This window comes from Anaeroplasma bactoclasticum (assembly GCF_003550015.1).
Taxonomy (GTDB): Bacteria; Bacillota_I; Bacilli_A; order Acholeplasmatales; family Anaeroplasmataceae; genus Anaeroplasma; species Anaeroplasma bactoclasticum.
Genome location: NZ_QXEV01000023.1, coordinates 1 through 21,261, shown reverse-complemented (window position 1 = coordinate 21,261; position 21,261 = coordinate 1). Strand labels below are relative to the sequence as shown.

The window sequence follows — 21,261 nt, the reverse complement described above, 5'->3', positions numbered from 1 at the left end:
GAGGGAATTTAATGAGTGCCATACGTGCGTATGGAACTAAGGTGGTACCGCGAATAATTCGTCCTTAGAGCAATCTAAGGGCGTTTTTTTTAATTATTTATTGGAAGGAGATATTATTATGGGTATTTATGAAGAATTAGAGTGGAGAGGATTAATTAAGGATGTATCTGATCCATCATTAAAAGAAAAATTAAACGCTGGAGGAATGACTTTCTATATTGGTACAGATCCAACTGGTGATTCCCTTCATATTGGACATTTTTCTAGCTTTTTAATTTCAAAAAGATTAAAGGATGCAGGACATCATCCAATTTTATTAGTTGGTGGAGGTACTGGTTTAATTGGTGACCCAAAACCAGATGCTGAGCGTCCTATGATTACTTATGAACAGGTAAATCATAATTTTGAAGCATTAAAGAGCCAAGCAGAAAAGCTATTTGGCTTTGAGGTTGTTAATAACTATGATTGGTTAAAGGATATTAATGTATTAGATTTCTTAAGAGATTATGGTAAATTCTTTAATGTTAATTACATGTTAAACAAGGATATTGTCGCAAGAAGATTAGCTGAGGGTATTACATTTACAGAATTCTCTTATATGATTTTACAGGCATTAGACTTCTGGTATTTAAATAAAACTAAGAATGTTACACTTGAGGTTGCAGGACAGGATCAGTGGGGAAATATTACTGCTGGTATTGAGCTTACAAGAAGAAAAGAAGGTAAGGAAGTATATGGATTCACTATGCCTTTATTAACTAAGTCTGATGGAACTAAGTTTGGTAAGACAAATGGTAAGGCAATTTGGTTAGATGGCAAGAAGACTTCTCCATATGAAATGTATCAGTTCTTTATTAATAGTGAGGATTCTAAGGTTATTGATTACCTTAAGTTCTTAACATTCTTATCTAAAGAAGAAATTGATGCTTTAGAGGAAAAGAATAAAGTTGCACCTCACTTAAGAGAGGCTCATAAGGCATTAGCTCATGAGGTTATCACATTCATTCATGGTGAAGAAGCATTTAATGAGGCAGTAAAGATTAGTGAGGCATTATTCTCTGGTAAGGTAAATGAGCTTACTGCAGATGAAATTCAGATGACTGAAAATGATTTACCATTAGTAGAAGGAAAAGAATATACTTTAGCTGAAGCATTAATTGAAGCAGAACTTGCAAAATCAAAAAGAGAAGCAAGAGAATTCATCCGTAATGGTGCTGTTTTAGTTAACGGTGAAAAGGTTACTGATGAAGCAGCTATGGTATCAAAGACTATGGCTATTGAAGGCAGATATGTTGTTTTACGCCGTGGTAAGAAGCTATACGCATTATTAAAATACTAATTCATTATCCCTTGGATATAACCAAGGGGTTTTTCTTTTTTTAAATTCGTATTATTGTCTTTATTTTAGATAAAAATAGCACATTTTATATAAAAGTTTGAAGAATGTACACATTTTCACATTTTAAAGGAATTGAGTTTTTAATATTTATTTTATATAATGAATTAAGTTTTAATATTTCTTTAGGTTTCGGAGGTAATGAAAATGGAAAAGATTAAAATGACAACTCCAATTGTTGAAATGGATGGAGATGAAATGACAAGAATCTTATGGAAGATGATTAAGGATGAGCTTATTTATCCTTTTGTTGACCTTAAGAGCGAGTATTATGATTTAGGCTTAAAAGAAAGAGAAAGAACAAAGGATCAGGTAACTATTGATTCTGCGAATGCGACAAAAAGATTAGGCGTTGCAGTAAAATGTGCAACCATTACTCCAAATAAGCAGAGGGTTGAAGAGTACAATCTATCTGAAATGTGGAAGAGCCCTAATGGTACTATTCGTGCAATATTAGATGGAACAGTATTCCGTGCTCCTATTATTATTGATCCAATCAAGCCTCAGGTTAAAAATTGGAAAAAGCCTATTACTATCGCAAGACATGCCTATGGTGATGTATATAAAGGAACAGAATTTAGAATAACAGAACCAGGTAAGGCAGAGCTAGTATTTACAGGTGAATCTGGTAAGGTAGAAAGAGCTACAATTTATGATTTTGAATGTGGTGGTGTATTACAAGGATTATATAATAAGGATTCTTCTATTAAATCCTTCGCGCATTCTTGTTTTAAATATGCAATTTCTACAAAACAGGATTTATGGTTTTCTACAAAGGATACAATCTCTAAAAAGTATGATCAAACATTTAAATTAATGTTCCAAGAAATTTATGATAATGAATACAAGGAAGAATTTGAAAAGCTTGGTATTAAATATTTCTATACATTAATTGATGATGCGGTAGCTAGAGTTATAAGAAGTGAGGGTGGCTATATTTGGGCATGTAAGAACTATGATGGTGATGTTATGTCTGATATGGTATCTACAGCCTTTGGTTCACTTGCAATGATGACAAGTGTATTAGTTTCCCCAGATGGAAAATATGAATATGAGGCAGCACATGGAACAGTTACAAGACATTATTATAAATATTTAAAGGGTGAAGAAACATCTACAAACCCAATGGCTACTATCTTCGCATGGAGTGGTGCTTTAAGAAAAAGAGGAGAGATGGATAATTTACCTGATTTAATAAAGTTTGCAGATAACTTAGAGGCTGCATCTATTGAAACATTAATGGAAGGTACAATGACTAAGGATTTGGTTGGCTTAGTAGAAGAAGGATTTACGGCACATGCTGTAAATTCATTAGAATTTATTCAAGCAATTAGACGTCATGTTGAGGCAAAGTATTAGAATAGGAGAGCGTTAAGCTCTCTTTTTTATTTGATTTTTTAAAAATACGGAAGTATAATAACAGTGCTTTTATAAAGCAGGGAGGGAAATTTTATGAAAAAGAGATTATTAGTTTTTGGTATTGTTGCTGCAGTATTAGTTTTTTTAACCCTAATTATAAATTTATTTATAAGACCAAAAGGGCAATTCATTATGGATTATGATAATCTAAATGAAAAGGAAACTGTCAAAGATTTTAATGGAAATAGCTTTGAAGCTCAAAAGGGAAAAATGTATTTTGATATAATCGATAGCCCGATAATTGGTGTTGGTGAGGTTAGATTTGGTGGATATTACGGCTTAAGTGAAGTCAAGATTCCAGAAGAAGTCTGGATTCAAACAGGTCTTTTTCCAAGAAAGTTTATAGTTACTGAGGTTGATTTTTCTAGCACATCAACAGAAGCGAGCTTTATTGTTCCTAAAACAGTAAAAAGAATTTATAATTGTGAAGCTTCAGGCGAAAAATTATTATGTAATGGTTTGCCATATGCATATTCCAATAATAGCGGAATTAAAGTAGCAGAAGATAATCCATACTTTGATTCAAGAGATAATTGTAATTGTATTATTGAAACTAAAACAAATAAAATCATATTAGCATCAGGAAAGAACGCAACTATTCCTGATACTGTTACTGAAATTGGTTCTTTCGCATTTTGGGAATATAATAAGGATATACTTATTCCAAGCAATGTTAAGAAGATTAACTCTTATGCATTTATGCTTAGTGATTCTACTAAAATTCATATTAGTGAGGGCGTTGAAGATATTGAAGAATTAGCATTCGTTTCAGCTGGTTATTGTTCTGTTGATCTTGAATATTTGTATTTACCTTCTACATTAAAGGCACTTTATCTAAATTCATTTTTAGGTTATGATTATGCTCGATCGGATGACACAAATTATTATTATAATGGAAAAGATTTAAATGAATTCATTCCTGATACTGGAATTTCTGTTAGAAAGGGAATCTGTTTTTCTGAAGGAAGCAGCATAAGAGTATGGACCGCAACTCCATTTTTAAGATATGTACTTGAGGATGGTTATTATACACATATGAATTTTTATTCAGAAGAAGCCCCAGTAGGTGATGGCCATTTTTTCCATTTTGTTGATGGTGTAATTACTAAGTGGGCTTAATACAAAAAAATCCTAATATGGCAAAAAAAGGGGCTGTGAAAAACCTAGCTTTTAAAAAGTCAGGCTTCACACCCCTTTTTTGTTTGAACTATAAAAGTAAACAACTATTGATAAAATGTACATTTTTGCAAAAAAACCTTGTTATTGTCTTGCTAAAGTGGTAGACTAAACATAGTGGCAGAGCCACACATAAGGAGAGGAAAAATGAAAAGAAAGTTATTATTGGTTGTATTACTGTAGCAACTGCAATAGGTATAGTATTAATGCATTCCCCTATTGCACATGCAGATACAGGAAATTATTCAGGAAGTAAATCAAGCAAGAATGGGCAATTAGTTTTATCAACAAGTGGAACTTGGACATCAAATGCATCAAATGGTTCCCTAATGCAATTATATGTAACATTTCATTGAAAAAAGGTGTTATTGATGAAGAATCCGATAAAACTATTGATGATTTTATCTATGTTAAGGATAATAAATTATATTTTGATGAATCAAATGTAGATGTTTGCATTATTGATGGTCAACATAGATTGGGCGGCTTTAAGTATGCAGATGATTGCTTCAAAGATAGATATGAGATGATAGTGACATTTTTAATTGGTTTAACCCCAACTGAGCAAGTATAGATAGGCTGAAAAATATAGGTAAAGATATTAATGATTATAATACCATCTTGGGTTTGGTTTGATGATGCAAAAATTACGGTAGAAGGAGAATCACATTTGAAGTGGTGGGGTGTGAATCCATATAATGCCGATAATATTGTGTTAACAAATACAATCTCTGTTGATAAAGTTTGGGGTTCGTTTTCGGCTGGTGGTGAAGTGGGATATCCTTCAGGTGTTTCCATTAGTGGTGGAATGACTATTAGTTCTACTGAAGATTCTAAATCTTATACCTATACTGTTTCGAACGCATGGCAAAACAATGTATTTTATACTTATAATGCCAGAGTTGGCGGATTTTGGCTAACTGCTGATTTTAAGTTTGAAACATCCGCTGTTACACAATTAGGTTCTGATTTTTATCAACAAACAACTGGTGAGATTAGTCTTTAATTTGTGATTTTTAGGTTATAGAAAAAGGTGACTGTCAATGTCAAATTTGTCTTTTAAAAAAATAACTTTGGTGACACTATTTTTATGTGTCACCTTGTTTCTATGTGCTTGTTCAAGTACATCTTTTGATTTTGCTGAAAAAAAATCGATTGATGATTTAGGATGTTTATCGATGAATCTTTCTTCTCAAGAAAAAGAACAAATCAATCATTGTTTGTCTAAATGGTATTACGAAGATTTATATGATTCCGGATTTGTTGGAGTTGGAAATAATGAGGTCGATTATTATAAAGTTTATAATATAGCAAGGATGGCTGTTTTACTTAATGATGATGAAATCTTACATTATTTGAAATCGAATCTTTCTATTTTGAATAATTGTGATGTTTCAGAATATAGTATTTTAAATTTAATTTATTATAAATATCTTTGTGATATATTTGATTATAATTACAATGAGAAGCAAATCAAAATGGTTCTTTTAAATCATTATGATAAAGATGAGTGTGTTTTTTTCTTGAATACTAAAAATGAAGCAAACTCATTAAAGTATTCTTTATCCGCATTTTGTATAGAGTATTGTTCTGATTTGCTTTCTGATATATTACATGAAATGAAACAAACATGTAATCAGTTTTTAATGAGCACAGATTTTATTAGGGATACTAATACTGCATTTTATTCTTCAGGTGCTGGTATTATTTATTATTGTAATATTCTTGGTGTTGATGTAGATTTATCTAATGAAAAAATTCTTTCATGGTTTGATTATTGGAAAGAAGTATATGAGTCTTCTGATATAAGAGATTTAACATCGGCTGCCTCTTATAGCGAGTTTTTGAAGATTGCTTTTTTGTTTGATTCTAATTATTCTACGTAAAAAATCGAATCAGTTTATCATAATTTGAATTTTAATACAATTGACTCTGTTGAAGATGTTCAGTTTATTTATAATTCTGTCAAATATTGTAAGAAACTTAACCTTATTACATTTTATTAGGATATCTAAAACTATGCCGGCAGATTTGCTAAAAGAGAATTAGAAACGTGCATTTCACATTATTGTTGTAGAATTGGCTGCGATTAAATTTGACATTTAAAATTCAAATTTAATTGCAGTCTTTTTAAATTTTATATATAGAAAGCGGTTGACATACCGATTAAAGTATAAGGAAATGTCGATTTTTCCGAATTTCTATGATATAATGTGATAAATCTTTTGAATTTTGGAGGGGATTGGAATGAAAAAAACATTAACATATAAAATACTAGATGCTCATAAGGTAAGTGAGGATTTAGAAAATAATAAAATGAGTATAAGAATTGACCAGACCTTAACACAGGATGCTACAGGTACTATGGCATACTTGGAATTCTTATCCTTTGGAATTGATAAGGTTAAGACAGATTTATCTGTATCCTATGTAGATCATAATACATTACAGAATGGCTTTATGAATGCGGATGACCATAAATTCTTACAAACTGTTGCGGATAAATATGGAATTGTATTTTCAAAGGCTGGTAATGGTATTTGCCATCAGGTAAATGTAGAACGCTTTGCTGTACCAGGAAGAACAATCCTAGGTTCTGATTCCCATACACCTACATCGAGTGGTGTTGGTGCACTTGCGATTGGTGCTGGTGGACTTGATGTTGCATGCGCAATGGCTGGAATGCCTTTTACAATTGTAAGACCAAAGGTTGTTGGTGTTAAATTAATTAATAAATTAAGAAACGGTGTATCCGCAAAGGATATTATTATTCACCTAATTGGTTTAATGACTGTTAAGGGTGGAGTAAATAAAGTAATTGAATATTATGGGGAAGGTGTAAAAACATTAGGTGTACCTGAGCGTGCAACAATCTGTAATATGGGTGCAGAGCTAGGCGCAACTTCATCTGTTTTCCCATCCGATGAGGTAACTCTTGAATTTTTGAAGCTACAAGGAAGAGAAGAGGATTATAAGGAATTATCTAGAGATGAGGATTCTATTTATGATGAGGATATCACAATTGATTTGGCTAGCTTAGAGCCAGTTGCATCTTGCCCTAATTCTCCAGATAATGTGAAAAAGGTATCGGAATTAAAGGATATTAAGGTTGACCAGGTATTAATTGGTTCTTGTACAAATTCAAGCTATTATGACTTTGTTAAGGTTGCATCTATCTTAAAGGGTAAAAAGGTACATAAGGATGTCTCCTTAGGCATTGCCCCAGGCTCTCAGCAGGTATTACAGATGATTACTAAAAATGGTATTTTAGATGTATTACTAGAGGCTGGTGCTAGAATATTAGAATCTGCCTGTGGACCATGTATTGGTATGGGACAGTCTCCTGCAACAGATGCTGTATCCTTACGTACATTTAATAGAAATTTCTATGGTAGAAGTGGTACAAATTCTGCCAAGGTATATTTAGTTTCTCCAGAGGTTGCAGCATTATCTGCAGTAAATGGCTATATTTCATCTCCTTTAGGAATGGAATTAAATGAATTCTCTATGGATGTTACATATCCTAAGTGTGATTCCTTATTATATAAGCCAACATTCAAAAGCGAAGTGGTTATGGGACCAAACATTAAACCAATTCCTAAGTTTAAACCAATTGGTTTAGAATTTGATGCTAAAGTAATGATTTCTTTAGAGGATAATATTACTACAGACCATATTATGCCTGCAGGAGCTAAGGTATTACCTTATAGATCTAATATTGAAAAGATTAGTGAATTCGTATTCTCTAATATTGATGAGGGCTTCTCTAAAAGATGTCTAGACAATGGAGATGGTGTAATTGTTGCCAAAACAAATTATGGTCAGGGTTCATCTCGCGAGCATGCAGCTATTGCTCCTAGATATTTAGGTATTAAGGCAGTAATTGCTTCATCATTCGCTAGAATTCATAAAAAGAATTTAATTAACTTTGGTATTTTGCCAATTGAATTAGATATTGAGGCAGATTTACTTGATGAGATTAAGGTTTCTTGGAATAAAGATACCATCAAGGTTACTAATGTAACAAAGGGTAAAACATATGAAAGAGATTGTGATTTATCCAGTGAAGAATATAATTTAATTTCTGTAGGTGGTTTATTAAACACCTTCTAAAGGAGGGATAGTATGAAAAATGATTATTTCTTATTAGAAAAATATCATGACATGCTAGAGGATGGTGCTATTGCACCGGATTTATATGATAAATATGATGTAAAAAGAGGCTTAAGAAATAATAATGGTACTGGCGTACTTGTTGGCCTAACAAAGGTTGCAGAGGTATCTGGTTACTATGTAGAAAATGATCAAAAGCTTCCAAAGGAAGGAAATCTATATTATCGTGGTATAGATATAAAGGAAGTCGCCAAAATGGCCGGTGGTAACTTTGGTTATGAAAATACTTGCTTCTTATTATTGTTTGGACATTATCCAAATCAAACGGAGTCTAAAATATTTCAACAGGTGATAAGAGATCAATATGAGCTTCCTGAAGGATTTTTGGAAAATATTATTTTAAAAAATCCATCAAAATCCTTAATGAATCATATGACAAGAAGTATCTTATCTTTGTATTCATTCGATGATGATCCAGATAATATTGATGGCTTTGAGCTTATAAAAAAGGGTGTATCCCTAATTTCAAAGATGCCTGCCATTATGGCATACTCTTTACAAACAAAGACACACTATTTAGACCATGATTCCTTGCATATTCATTTCCCTAAAAAGGAATATTCCTTTGCTGAAAATATCTTATATTTATCTAGAAATGATGGTAAATTCACAGAGCTTGAGGCTAAAACATTAGATATGTGCTTAATGGTTCATGCAGACCATGGTGGAGGAAATAATAGTGCCTTTGTTGGTACTGTTGTATCTTCAACCCTAACAGATATTTATTCTATGATAGCCGCATCTATGTGTTCTTTAAAGGGTCCAAGACATGGTGGAGCTAATATGGCTGTATTAGATATGATGAAGGCTGTCATTGACGAGGTTGGACTTGATGCAACAGATGATGAATTAAGAGGAGTTATTCAAAAACTATTAAGTAAAGAATTCTTTGACTGTTCTGGTTTAATATATGGTATAGGTCATGCGATTTATACAAATTCCGATCCAAGAGCAGATTTACTAAGAGATGTTGCCAAGGAATTAACAAAGGAAAAGGATTCTAAAAAGTTTGAATATTATTACCGTTTTGAAAAATTAGCAGTAGAAGCATTAAAGAAAAAAACAGGCAAAGCCTGCTGTGTAAATGTCGATTTTTATAGTGGATTAATTTATGAGATGCTAAATATTCCAAGAGATTTATTCATCCCATTATTTAGTGTGGCTAGAGTTGTTGGTTGGGTATCTCATGATATTGAAAATCTATTATATTCGAATAAAATCGTTCGTCCTGCAACAAAATATGTTGGAGATAAGAAGTAATCTTTATGGATTACTTTTTATTATTATGGTATAATTGTTTCTAAAGGAGAGAGTTGTTATGGAAGATTTAATTGAATTTGTAGTTGGTTTAGTTGTAGTTGGTGTTTATGATTACACTGAGGGCGGAGGATTTGAAGGGAATCCAGACTACACAAGCAAAGAATTAATGGCCGGAATAAAATATGGCACAGATATTGAAAAAATCAATTATGAAAAGGACATTTATAAAGAATTAAAGGATATGCGCTTTAGAGGTGTTATATCTAAAGATGAGTATAATAAATTAGTTCTACATCAAAAAAGAGTAGATGAAAGAAATAAGCAGTTCAAAAAAATACTTAATATGAAATGTGAAACTAAAGAAGAATCTAAAAAGGTATTAAATGAATTAAAAAAGATGGTATCTGAATTCTATTCTAAAAATGAGATTAGCAAAGAGACCTATGAAGAAGCACTTTCTAAAATAGAGGATAGGTTAATACAATTAAATAATGAGAAAAAGTAATCACGCAGATTACTTTTTTCTTATTTCAAAAACGATTAATAGCTCATATGTATGACGTTTTACAAAACCATTAATTAATTGGAGATAAGAAATAATCTTTATGGATTACTTTTTATTATTTTATGTTATAATCGTTGATAAAGGAGAGAGATTATGGAACATTTAGTAGAATTTATAGTCGATTTAGTTGTAGATGAAATTGTTATTGGTGAAATATTTCATGGAGATGAAGAACCAGGCGTTGAATGGAATACGGATTATGAAAGTAAGGATTTGACCATTGGAAAATGGTATGGGTCTGATATTGATACTAGAAACTATGAAAAAGACGTATATAAAGAATTGAAAGAAATGCGTTTTAGAGGAGTTATATCTAAAGAAGAGTATAATAAGTTGGTTTCGCATCAAAAGAAGGTAGATGAAAGAAATAAGCAGTTTAAAAAAATACTCAATATGAAATGTAATACTGTAGAAGAATCTAAAAAAGTATTATACGATTTGAAGCAAATGATATTAGACTGCTACTCTAAGAATGAGATTAGTAAAGAAACATATGATGAAGTAAATACTAAAATAGAAGATAAATTAATACAATTAAATAATGAGAAAAAGTAATCACGCAGATTACTTTTTTTCTTTAGCTAGTAAATTCCAATTAATTATTTCACTATAACTTTATAAAAAATATTTGAAAAAAATTAAATTTTTTTGCCATTGTTCTGGAAAAGATATATAATATAATTGTAAGAAGCGATGATGAATTATTATATAGAGATTTAGTTCATTTTATAAAGTGGATTTTTGTATGGGTAAATAGGAGATTGTTTAGTCAGCTATTGATGAATATAAAATGCTTTAGAAAGAAGATGACTTTTTTTGAAACGTTTAGCTTTGTGTATTTTATTATTTTTCTCTATGATTGTCTAATAATGTTAGTGTGACTTATGAGACAGTAATTACTACATATAACATTGTGGTCTCTAATGGGAATAGTGGTGGACCTCTTTATAGATATATTGAAGTATTCTATAATGGGGTTTATTCTGGATATCTTGATTTGATCGGTGTCTGTTCTAGGTTCTATTACCCAAATGGTGTATTTACTAGTAGTTGTTTTTGCAAGATAACACCACGGATTATTAATATATATAGGGAGGTTACTTAATATGAAAAAATGTTTACTTTACTCAGGCTTGTTTTTGTTTAGCTTATCTTTGTTTTCCTGTCAAGAGAATACTATGACCAATAATTTAAATAATGAGAATGCTGATGAAAGTCAATATACTATATCAGAAGTATATTATTTTTATGCATTTACATCTTTTGCCCCATTAGCACAAACAGCGAATATTTATTCTGCAGAAATGAGAGAAGATGGCTACTTTATTTCTTATGATTCTTCTGAAAATTATATACCATCTGTACAAGAAGCTTCTAAAAATGTTCTTTGCATTGCAGGTGATAAATATATTTTTAAAAGTGACAGACCTGTAGGAAGCGAAACGTATTCAAAAACGGGTTATGCATATTTATGGGAAGCATCAAATTACTCTCCTTTTGATAGAAATTATCGCCACGGAACAAAGCTTGTTGGGACAATAGTATCTTATGAAAAAGATGAGGCCGAAACAATAAAGATACCTGAATCTATGATTACAAGAGATGAGAATGGTTATATTAAGAATGTGGATTTGTCAAATTATGAAAAATTTGTTCCTAAAGAGGAGTCCATTCAATTATCAATAGAATTAGATAAAGTGGTTTTGGATTTCAATAGATATAGGTATTCTATGTTAAATGAATATAATGGTGATTTATATGCTAGTGTACAAGACAATATAGTTTTTGCATTTTACGCAGTTGATCCATCACTTTATAGAGGAAAAAAAGAAGCATAGTTTTATGCTTCTTTAGTTTATATTTATGAAATTAAAAAGAAAAGGATGACATTTCTGCCATCCTTTCCTTTTTTGGGAGAGATTATTTTGAAAAGTTATTTTTCTTTTAGCATCTTTATAATAACACCAATGAAAGCGTTTGTAAAGTGTTTTTTTAAAAATTTTTATATTTTTTTTGCTATTTTTTTCGAAAAACCATTTAAAAAGATGATGTGAAAATATGAAAATGATAGTTTTAACTCTCAAACTGATAGAAAAATCTCTTTGTGAATATCTAAAAAAATATGGTATACTAAAGGAGTACATATAAGTAGGTGATCATATGGACCGTAAATCATTTTTGCTTGAAATGAGAAAGGCTCATCAATTAAAGGGACTAAAGCCATGCTTTGTAATGGTGAAGTATAAAAGTGATAAGCTTTATCATGGAGAATATATAATGAGCATAAAAGAAAATACATTGTATTTTCAAAAAATAAATAAGTTCTTTGCAATGCTAAGACCAGAAGCAGACTTTGAGCTTATTGCTACGGAATATGATTTTTACAAATTTGAGACAAAAAGAGCAAGAGCAACTTTAACTTTATATAAGAAGGATGGAGAATATTTCTCCTTAGATTATATGATAGGAACAAAAGAAACTTTTGCCACAGAAGATAATATGGAAAGAATTGCTAAGTGCTTTGATGCACTAGGGCTCCATAAAATGGAGGTAAGGAAAGATGGCGAATGAGAATTTAACTCAAGAGCAAAAGGATTTAATTAAAAAATATGAGTCTGGTAATAAAAAAAGGCCACAAGATACATTTAAGGATAAGAAGAAAATGTATCAAGAACAAACAGATAAGAATTATAAGGATGGTGACAGAAATTGATTACCATTGGAGAGTATGTAACATTAACTGTAGCTAGAAAATCGGATTTAGGTTATATGCTAACAGATAATAAAGATGAAGTATTATTACATTTTAAACAAGCTTTAACTGAACATAAGGAAGGCGATTCTGTTAAGGTATTTATCTATTTAGATAAATCCAAAAGATTAACTGCAACAGAAGCTATAGTTCCTGCAACAATTACAGAGGCAGGATTTGCGACCGTAGTAGATATATTACCTGGTGCTGGTGTTTTTGTAAACATTAATACACCAAAGGATTTATTATTATCTAAGGATTACCTACCTTATAATGAGGCTAGATGGCCTAAGGTTAATGATAAGGTATTTGTTAGACTTAAGGTAAAGCATGATATATTAATGGCTAAGCCTTTAAATCGTTTTGATATTAAAAGCTTAAAAACAGATGCTAAATATGCGATTAGTGAAGCAGTTGAAGGATATGTATGTCATTTTTCTGAAAAGGGTATGGGTATTGTAACAAAGGGATTAAAATATGTTTTTGTGCCATATACTCAGTCTAGAGGAGAATATCATATTGGAGAAGAAGTATTAGTTACTATCACTAAGGAATTAGATGGTGAATATTATGGTACATTAAATGCCCATAAGGAAATCCTTATGGAAGGGGATAAGGAGATTATTATTAATTACTTAAAGAATCACCATGGTGTAATGAAGCTTACTGCAAAATCTACTGCAGAAGAGGTAGAGGCTTTACTTGGTATGTCAAGAAAAGCATTTAAAAGAGCCTATGGTGGATTATATAAGGATGAATTAATCACCTTTGATGAAGAAAAAACATTATTAAAAGACTATAAGTAATGGAGGATAATATGAAGAAAAACAAAAAATTCATTTTCGATCAAATAATTAACGTTTTTCTTTTAGCACTTGTTATACTTGGAACTACTTTGCTTAAAGTAACGAATGAAACTCTAGATATCATTGGATATTTAAATGATTATGAAAAAAAGATTATAGATGCATATTTAATCTTTTTCATTGTAGGAATAGTACTTGCTATTCTTATAGGGGCTATTATAGCTTTAAGCTTCATAAAGAAGCTTTCTAGTATCACAAGAATATTATCTATTTTTACCGCAGGTGTAATTGCAATACCATTTGCTGGTATATTTGTAGCTTTATGTAAAAATAATACAGTTCAAATTATTATATTGATTCTATTATTAATCGTTTATTTAGGCAATATTGCTTATCAAGTATTTCTATTAATCAATGAAAGTAAAGAAATCAATAAAGGAAAAGAAGAAGCTTACTTTTCTGGATTAAATAATTAGGAGGTCCATTATGCCAAATGATGAACATGAAGATAGAAGATTAAATTCTACTGGTGCATTATTTAAAACTCAATTATCTGAAATGCTAAAGAATGGTATAAGTGTGGCTAACGGAAAAGATATAGAAGTGGATTACCATGAGGGGAAGGGGAGTAAAAAGGATTATTCCAATTACCCAAAGGAATTCTTTACGGAATCTTTAGATTTTAAGGGGAAAATTGACTTAATTTTAAAGAAAAAAGAAATAACCTTAAAAGACCTTGAGATAATTATAGAAGATAAAGAATTAAAGAAATTTTATAAAGATAATACTCTTCCAAAGGAAGAGGTATTAATTAAGCTTTCTAATTATTCAGGATACCCTATTTCTTTTTTTAAAGAGAAACCAATGATGGAGACAACAAAGAATAATCATAAAAGAAATGTAATCATCGCGGTAGTGTTATTAACAATACTTATTTTTGTGATTGTTTTTAGTGCTTTATATATTACTAAGTATATAAAATAATGTGGGCTTTGATAGCCCATTTTTTTCTTGTTAAAAAAAATAAAATTTCTTGTTGCAAAATTATATTTATTGTGATAGAATTATCTAGCGTGGTCCGGTAGTTCAGTTGGTTAGAATGCCGCACTGTCACTGCGGAGGTCGCGAGTTCGAGTCTCGTCCGGACCGCCATGCTTATATATGCGTTCATAGATCAATTGGATAGATCGTTTGACTACGGATCAAAAGGTTGGGGGTTCGAGTCCTCCTGGACGCGCCAGTTCAAGTAATTACAGCTCAGTTGGGCTGTTTTTTTTATTCTCTAAATGTTTTTTAAAAAATACAGTTCTTTAGAACTGGTGGATTTTGAGGAATTTTTTTTATATTTTTTTCACAAAATAGTGTTGACACCCTTGATACCTCGTGATATGATGTATAGCGTAAAGTGAGGTATAAAATGGATGCACAGTTAAAACGAGGAGTATTAGATGTGTGTGTGTTAGCTGCAATTAGGAAGGAAGATTCCTATGGATATAAAATTATCAAGGATGTTAGCCCGGTACTTAAGCTGTCGGAATCTACACTATACACAATATTAAAAAGATTAGAAGAAGGAAAAATGCTTGAGGTAAGAACCACAATGCATGAGGGTAGAGTTAGAAAATACTACCATATAACCGTAAAGGGAATTCAAAGAATTGATGAATTTAAAAATGAATGGAAAGAAATTATGATGATCTATTCATTTATTGAAAGGGAGTAAGAAGTATGACGAAAAAGGAGTTTTTTAATGAGCTTGAATCCAGACTTCAGGGATTACCTAAGTCTGAAATTGATGAAAGAATTAATTTCTATGACGAAATGATTCAAGATATGATGGAGGAAGGAAAAACAGAGGAAGAAGCAATTCAATCCTTTGGAGGCGTAGATGAGGTCGTATTATCAATTGCCGGCAAGACCAAAATGACTAGCCTTGTAAAGGAAAGGATTAGACCTAAGAAAAGAATTAGTGCATTTGGGATTGTATTAATCATCTTAGGTTTCCCAATTTGGTTACCTTTACTTATTGTATTTTCCGTCTTAGTGGGAGTAGGATATATGCTACTATGGGTATTAATTTTAGTAACATATACCATTGAAGCAGCATTCATTGCTGCCGCAGGAGGATCGCTTTTAGCAGTATTCTTACAGCTAAAGGATGGTACATTCTTCTACCCTGGAGTTGGAGTTTCCATTCTAGTGGCAGGTATTGCTTGTCTATTCTTTCCTGTATGTATCGCTGCAACAAAAGCGAATATTAAGATAACTAAGAAGATTTTCTTAGGTATTAAGCATAAATTAATTGGGGGTAAGAAAAATGCGTAAATTTATTAAATTCGTACTTGTATTAGGAGTTATATTAGTATTAGCAGGTGGTGCTATCGTAGGATATGCAGCATATAAGGGCAAGTTCAAGCCTATTGAATATGAACAAAAGACTTATACAGCAGTAGAAGATTTCGAAAACATTAGATTAAATCTTGCAACATCTGATGTAACATTCGTTAAAGCATTAGATGACAAGCTTACTATTAATTATGAAGAAGCTAAGGGCTTCACTCATAATTTCAGAGTTGATGCAAATAAATTGTCCATTGATGAAAGAGATGAGACACCTTGGTATGAAAGAATCTTTAGATGGGATTTCAAAAGCCCAAAGATGACTATTTCCTTACCAAAGGTAACTTATGATGAATTATATGTTGAAATTGCAACAGGTGATTTAGCAATTGATAACTTCAACTTTACTAAAGTAGATATTAAAGATTCTACAGGTGATGTTAATTTCAAAAATGCAACGATTACAGATTATTTATATGTTAGCCTAAGCACAGGTGATATCAATTTAACAAAGCTTGATGTTACAAATGAAATCAAATTAAACACATCTACAGGTCATATGAGACTTGAGGATGTAACTACAAAGGCTGGATCATTTAAAGGCTCAACAGGAGATATTCGTTTCATTAATACAGTATTTGCTGGTGCACTTACAGTTAAAACATCTACAGGAAGTATCTATTTCTCTAAGAGTGATGCATATACAATTGAAGCAAGCACATCAACAGGTGATATTAAAGGAGATATTCTAACAGGAAAGACTTTTACTACTCACACATCTACAGGTTCTGCAACAGTACCTTCAACTACAGGTGAGTCTTGTAAATTAAGCACATCAACAGGTGATATCTATATTACAATCTCTGAATAAAAGGAGACAAAAATGAGAAAGAGAATTGGAAGAGCATAAGCTTAAAGCTTAAAAATATATTATAACTATAGGGAATGGGAAATGCGGAAGAATATTCCGCATTTTCTATTTGTAAGAAGTATTGTGTTATATGAAAAGAAAATAGAATTATTGGAGGAATAAAAAAAGAAGTCCTAAAGACTTCTTAAAGCGTTAATGTAAATACAATAGCTACAATTAATATAATAGCTATTAAAATATATAATGTACCAAATAAAATGGTATTTAATACAAGGGTGGCTCTTTCGGCTGCCCTTTTTCTTTTGCCCAGGTGAGGTCTATGGAATAATAGTAGAATACCTAACCAGAAGAAGGTAGGATATAATCCAAAGCCTAAGGCTTTCGCGTCTGTATTATTCATAAATAGAACCTCAACTAAAGAAATAATAATTGTAATTATTAAAAGTAAGAGGTTCTTATATAATAAGAATCTATTTCCATTATAATATCTAACTGCATTTTGTACATCATATCTTCTTTTGAAGAAGTTTCTTAAGAAATATAGGCTTACTAAGTAAGAGACAACTAAGAAAGATATTTGAGGTTTAGCAGTATCAACTAAATATAAGAATCCTGTTGGAATATTCCAACCAAAGCGTTTATATCCAATGGATACTGTAGTTGTAATAAAAAGAAGTAGGATTGGTATTATTGAGCACAATCTATAAATATATAGCTTACGCTTAGTATTTAACCATTTTGGATTAGTAAATAAGAAGACCATAATCAAGAAATATAAGGCAATGGAACCGAAATAATTCGGTAATCTTAAATTGAATTTATCTAAGACCATAGCACCAAGTGATATTTGACTTAAGGCATTTATAACTAATACTTGGATATTATAGATAAAGAAGAAGATGATTCCATAGATGAATACACTTCTTAATACTCTTCTGTCATTAATATAAATATCAAAATCAACAAATAGCATTAAAAATATACCAGTAACTAATAGTGTCATGCCACTATTTATGCCCATATTGGAAAACATTCCATCTTTTCCGATAATACTTAAAATGATATAAGCAATGGATGCAACAATAGAACCAATAGTAAATATACCACCAACAATTTGGTAAATTACTTCTGGTATAAATGGCCCAACTCTTATATCCTTTGGTACTTCCTTTTTTTGTGTATAGCAATCAATAACTTGATCTTCATAATCTAATTCACTTAATAAAGATGCAGAATGCTTTTCCTTACCAGATATAAATGAATAAGTTAATAATATACCAGATACAACAATAAATACTAAGGATATTAAGAAAATAAGTAAGGATATATATCCTAATCTATTTGTTTTTTCCATAATAGGAACTACTGGTAATACATCATTTGCTATAGATACATTAAGATTTAATTTATTATGAATTAATTCTTCAATCTTTGTATTGAAATTAATGACATTAGAATCTACTCTTTCAAGTATAATAGTATCTAATACTTCACTACCAGTTGTAGTTTGCATGTAGTCTTTTTTAAAGCCTGTTTCTACTTGATAATAATATCTTCCAAAATAGGTATCATAATTGATGTAATCTACATAAGTAATACTTATTGGCATATAGCTTCCATACATTTTCTTTAAACCAGTAGAATAAGTAACTCTATAGTCATTTTCATACCGTATATTGGAAATCTAATTGGAAAGGAGAATCTGTATATTCTCCTGTAATAGAAGTATATTCACTTCCGACCCTTTCATAAATCATAGGTCTTGTGAAAGAACCAGATATAGTATAAGTGAAATCCTCACTTTTACTAACCCCATCTATAAGTGTTATATAATTATTATTTAATTCATGTCTTGTAAATGATGTAGTATGTAAATTATATATTCTAGATATGATATAGGTAATAATGAATATAGAAAGAAGAGATATTAATGTAATACGGAAGGCCTTACTTTTTAAAATACGCCTCTTTTTAGGCTCTTCCTCTTCAACCATTAAACCAATAGGGTATGAGGCTAAGCCTTCTAAATAAATAGAAAAATCCATATCTAAGGCTTTAGATATCTTTTCTATTTCTTTTTTACTTGGCTTAAATACACCCTTTTCTATATAAGAATATCTAAAATAAGAGATACCTAATTTTTTTGAAAATTGGTACCTAGAAAGGTTTTCTTCCTTTCTTTTGTTATAAAGGAATATATTATATGGTAATAAACCATATTCTTCTATAAGTTCATCCTTTGATTTGAAAGAATAGTCAGGTACCTCATCTACAATTTCAACTGGTATTAATAATTCATTTTCTTCCATAAGGCACCTCCTCTTTTCATTTTTATTTAAATAAATTATAATATAAATATGATGAAAATAAAACAATGCATAATTCCTATTTTAATAAATTTAAATATACTAGGATTACTATGTGCATGTGGAAGTAAGGAGGATAATAAAAATAGAGTTGAATTCCGCTATGCCGCCTCAAGTAGTGACTATAATGGGTCATTATATTATACAGATGACTATTTTATGGAAGATGCTACTTATTATAATCCTTCCCTTGCAACAGCATCCTTAGGTCTAGCCATGAGTGCGTTTATGTCTTTAGATACGGATAATCCAAGTGATTATTCTCATAGATATATCAATTGTGAGAATTTATTATTAGATATGGACTTTAAGAATGTATACGCGAATGAGTATTATAAGAAAAAGCCAGAAACGGATTCTTTAGGAGTTGTCATTGCAAGTAAAAAAATAGATGACTACACCCTAATAGCAATAGGAATTAGAGGAGCAGGATATCAGCAGGAATGGGCTTCGAATTGTAAGATTGGTGATGGTATTACTGAAGTACTTCATGAAGGATTTAATGATGGTGCCACCATTATGCTAGATAGCTTAAAATATTATATTAATCAATATGCAATTACTGGTAAGCTTAAGCTTTGGAGTGCAGGCTTTAGCCGTGCATCCGCAGTAAATAATTTAGCTATTGGAAGACTAGATAGATCCTTATATTTAAATGAACCTATCTTACCAGATACAGTTAGTATAGCAAAAGAAGATATGTATGCATATTGCTTTGAAGTGCCAATGGGCGCAAGCTTTAATGAGGATATATCTCCAAGAAGTGAGATTTATAATAATATTTTTAATATTATAAATGTATATGACCCAGTACCTATGGTACCAATGGAGGGATTAGGATTTACAAGATATGGAATTGATTGTTATTTACCTAATCCATTAAATGATATAAATTATGAATCGGATTTAAATACAATCAAAGGCTATTATAATAGCCTAGAGGCATCTAGTGCTATTGGTGAATATTGTATCGATAAATTTGTTTATTATGGTGGTCTTGGGGAAAAGAAAACAAATTATTCTGGAGATGAGGATACTGTTAATTTCCATGGTGGCTTATTTGTTAAGGATTTACTTAACTGTATGATAGAAGAAGGAATTACAGATAGAGTAGCATTTAAAGAAAATATTCAAGATGGCTTAAGAGAAGTATTCACTATGGTGTTTAAAAATGATACAATGAGTGAATCCTTATATCCATTTGTTGGAAGCTTTATTCTTTCTATTTTAATTAATGGTAATATTGATTATTTAATTGATGAAATAATGCATAATCCAGATAATTTTGTTAATGATATTATGCCAATTATTAAAATGACAGTAGAAAATTCAACATTATTAGATGGTGTATCTCCGTTAGAATTCTGTAATCAAATTAAAGGCTTTATTACAGTATTAACTAAAGTATTTAATCGCCATTTATATACTTTATTCCCATTTGTATCTTTAAATAATTTAAAAGCCATAACACAGGCTCATCAGCCAATAACCTGTATGGCTAATTTGATGTCTATGGATCCAAATTATAACAAAAAGCCTATAAAGTGCGATATGTCAGGTGGCTATTATTATGTTGAAATACCACATGAAAGTGATAGCGGATATATAAACATTTCTATGGATGGTAAGGATATAGCTAGAATGGAAAGTGGAGGAGCAATTAATTTATCTATGTATACCTATGGTAGATTAGATAATAAATTTATTGCCTATTTACCACTTGGTCATTCTTATAGTATCTTAAGTTCTATAGGTGGATGTAATGTATATAAATATGATCAAAAGTATCCGGGTATGAGTTTGGTTTCTTGTAGTAGAATAGATGATCCATATACGGATGAATATACACTTACCTTCTAATAAAAGGATGGAAATTCGATAATGAATTTCCATTTTTTATATAAAAACAATAACATTATTATTGCTTATTATTTAAATCTTTTTTGTAAAACAAAAAAAGGATAAATATAGAAAACACTTTTTTCTACACAATGTAGCAAAAAATGTAACGTTTGCTTGACAAGATAAAAAATAAATATATAATATACCATAGGTTAGGTAAAATTTGCCTATCAAATAAAGATAACCCAGGAGAATTATTATGGAAGAAATTAAGCAGCAGTTAAAGGATTTTATC

General features: G+C 30.7%; 23 protein-coding genes, 2 tRNA genes and 1 other annotated feature (1 of these 26 only partly in view). Of the genes, 23 read left to right on the top strand and 2 right to left on the bottom strand.

What is annotated here, in order from left to right:
• Nucleotides 1–69 (top strand) — a binding site (T-box leader); it begins 101 nt to the left of the window's first position.
• 49 nt (nt 70–118) lie between these two features.
• From tyrS to EI71_RS07805, 22 genes are all read left to right on the top strand, one after another.
• On the top strand, nt 119–1,339 hold the full coding sequence (gene tyrS, locus EI71_RS07900) for a tyrosine--tRNA ligase (RefSeq protein WP_119016712.1): 1,221 nt from the start codon (nt 119–121) through the stop codon (nt 1,337–1,339).
• 204 nt (nt 1,340–1,543) lie between these two features.
• Nucleotides 1,544–2,755 carry an NADP-dependent isocitrate dehydrogenase gene (locus EI71_RS07895; protein WP_119016711.1) on the top strand — a complete coding sequence of 404 codons (1,212 nt, stop codon included), beginning with the start codon at nt 1,544–1,546 and terminating at the stop codon, nt 2,753–2,755.
• Nucleotides 2,756–2,848: 93 nt separating this feature from the next.
• Nucleotides 2,849–3,934, top strand: coding sequence for a leucine-rich repeat protein (locus EI71_RS07890; RefSeq protein ID WP_119016710.1), 1,086 nt, complete (start codon nt 2,849–2,851; stop codon nt 3,932–3,934).
• 263 nt (nt 3,935–4,197) lie between these two features.
• Nucleotides 4,198–4,347 (top strand): hypothetical protein, encoded by a 150-nt coding sequence (locus EI71_RS10395; RefSeq protein ID WP_211321082.1) that lies wholly within the window; start codon nt 4,198–4,200, stop codon nt 4,345–4,347.
• Nucleotides 4,344–4,565, top strand: coding sequence for a hypothetical protein (locus EI71_RS07885; protein WP_211321081.1), 222 nt, complete (start codon nt 4,344–4,346; stop codon nt 4,563–4,565). Before EI71_RS10395 ends, EI71_RS07885 begins: the two co-directional genes overlap by 4 nt.
• Nucleotides 4,566–4,661: 96 nt before the next feature.
• The gene (locus tag EI71_RS07880; protein ID WP_162849885.1) at nt 4,662–4,997 is read left to right on the top strand and encodes a hypothetical protein; all 336 of its coding nucleotides are present in this window, start codon (nt 4,662–4,664) and stop codon (nt 4,995–4,997) included.
• Between the two features lie 172 nt (nt 4,998–5,169).
• The gene (locus tag EI71_RS07875) at nt 5,170–5,877 is read left to right on the top strand and encodes a hypothetical protein (protein ID WP_119016707.1); all 708 of its coding nucleotides are present in this window, start codon (nt 5,170–5,172) and stop codon (nt 5,875–5,877) included.
• Nucleotides 5,878–6,238: 361 nt separating this feature from the next.
• Nucleotides 6,239–8,104, top strand: a complete 1,866-nt coding sequence (locus EI71_RS07870; RefSeq protein ID WP_119016706.1) for an aconitate hydratase — start codon at nt 6,239–6,241, stop codon at nt 8,102–8,104.
• 12 nt (nt 8,105–8,116) lie between these two features.
• Nucleotides 8,117–9,424 (top strand): citrate synthase, encoded by a 1,308-nt coding sequence (locus EI71_RS07865; RefSeq protein WP_119016705.1) that lies wholly within the window; start codon nt 8,117–8,119, stop codon nt 9,422–9,424.
• 58 nt (nt 9,425–9,482) lie between these two features.
• Entirely contained in the window at nt 9,483–9,929 is a 447-nt protein-coding gene (locus EI71_RS07860; RefSeq protein ID WP_119016704.1) for a hypothetical protein, read from the top strand.
• Nucleotides 9,930–10,082: 153 nt separating this feature from the next.
• Nucleotides 10,083–10,544, top strand: a complete 462-nt coding sequence (locus tag EI71_RS07855; protein ID WP_119016703.1) for a hypothetical protein — start codon at nt 10,083–10,085, stop codon at nt 10,542–10,544.
• A gap of 551 nt (nt 10,545–11,095) precedes the next feature.
• Nucleotides 11,096–11,827, top strand: a complete 732-nt coding sequence (locus tag EI71_RS07850) for a hypothetical protein (protein WP_147387581.1) — start codon at nt 11,096–11,098, stop codon at nt 11,825–11,827.
• Between the two features lie 322 nt (nt 11,828–12,149).
• Entirely contained in the window at nt 12,150–12,560 is a 411-nt protein-coding gene (locus EI71_RS07845) for a hypothetical protein (RefSeq protein WP_162849884.1), read from the top strand.
• Nucleotides 12,550–12,702 (top strand): hypothetical protein, encoded by a 153-nt coding sequence (locus tag EI71_RS10200; protein WP_162849883.1) that lies wholly within the window; start codon nt 12,550–12,552, stop codon nt 12,700–12,702. The genes EI71_RS07845 and EI71_RS10200 overlap by 11 nt, the downstream gene beginning before the upstream one ends.
• Nucleotides 12,699–13,547 (top strand): S1-like domain-containing RNA-binding protein, encoded by an 849-nt coding sequence (locus tag EI71_RS07840; RefSeq protein ID WP_119016700.1) that lies wholly within the window; start codon nt 12,699–12,701, stop codon nt 13,545–13,547. The genes EI71_RS10200 and EI71_RS07840 overlap by 4 nt, the downstream gene beginning before the upstream one ends.
• 11 nt (nt 13,548–13,558) lie before the next feature.
• Entirely contained in the window at nt 13,559–14,023 is a 465-nt protein-coding gene (locus EI71_RS07835) for a hypothetical protein (RefSeq protein WP_119016699.1), read from the top strand.
• A gap of 10 nt (nt 14,024–14,033) precedes the next feature.
• Entirely contained in the window at nt 14,034–14,531 is a 498-nt protein-coding gene (locus EI71_RS07830; RefSeq protein ID WP_119016698.1) for a hypothetical protein, read from the top strand.
• Nucleotides 14,532–14,622: 91 nt separating this feature from the next.
• Nucleotides 14,623–14,699 (top strand) — tRNA-Asp (locus tag EI71_RS07825).
• A gap of 11 nt (nt 14,700–14,710) precedes the next feature.
• A tRNA-Arg gene (locus EI71_RS07820) sits at nt 14,711–14,787 on the top strand.
• 177 nt (nt 14,788–14,964) lie between these two features.
• The gene (locus tag EI71_RS07815) at nt 14,965–15,270 is read left to right on the top strand and encodes a PadR family transcriptional regulator (RefSeq protein ID WP_119016697.1); all 306 of its coding nucleotides are present in this window, start codon (nt 14,965–14,967) and stop codon (nt 15,268–15,270) included.
• A gap of 5 nt (nt 15,271–15,275) precedes the next feature.
• Complete coding sequence (locus tag EI71_RS07810; protein WP_162849882.1) at nt 15,276–15,872, top strand: DUF1700 domain-containing protein; 597 nt, start codon at nt 15,276–15,278, stop codon at nt 15,870–15,872.
• Entirely contained in the window at nt 15,865–16,758 is an 894-nt protein-coding gene (locus EI71_RS07805; RefSeq protein ID WP_119016695.1) for a DUF4097 family beta strand repeat-containing protein, read from the top strand. The genes EI71_RS07810 and EI71_RS07805 overlap by 8 nt, the downstream gene beginning before the upstream one ends.
• Nucleotides 16,759–16,942: 184 nt before the next feature.
• On the opposite strand, the gene EI71_RS07800 is transcribed toward EI71_RS07805, so the two are convergent.
• Together EI71_RS07800 and EI71_RS07795 are read right to left on the bottom strand one after the other, a co-directional pair.
• Nucleotides 16,943–18,382 (bottom strand): hypothetical protein, encoded by a 1,440-nt coding sequence (locus EI71_RS07800; protein ID WP_211321080.1) that lies wholly within the window; start codon nt 18,380–18,382, stop codon nt 16,943–16,945.
• Nucleotides 18,383–18,422: 40 nt separating this feature from the next.
• Nucleotides 18,423–19,067, bottom strand: a complete 645-nt coding sequence (locus tag EI71_RS07795; RefSeq protein WP_162849881.1) for a helix-turn-helix domain-containing protein — start codon at nt 19,065–19,067, stop codon at nt 18,423–18,425.
• Nucleotides 19,068–19,115: 48 nt separating this feature from the next.
• Here EI71_RS07795 and EI71_RS07790 point away from each other — a divergent pair, with 48 nt between their 5' ends.
• Entirely contained in the window at nt 19,116–20,984 is a 1,869-nt protein-coding gene (locus tag EI71_RS07790; protein WP_147387580.1) for a hypothetical protein, read from the top strand.
• The last annotated feature ends 277 nt before the right edge of the window (nt 20,985–21,261 follow it).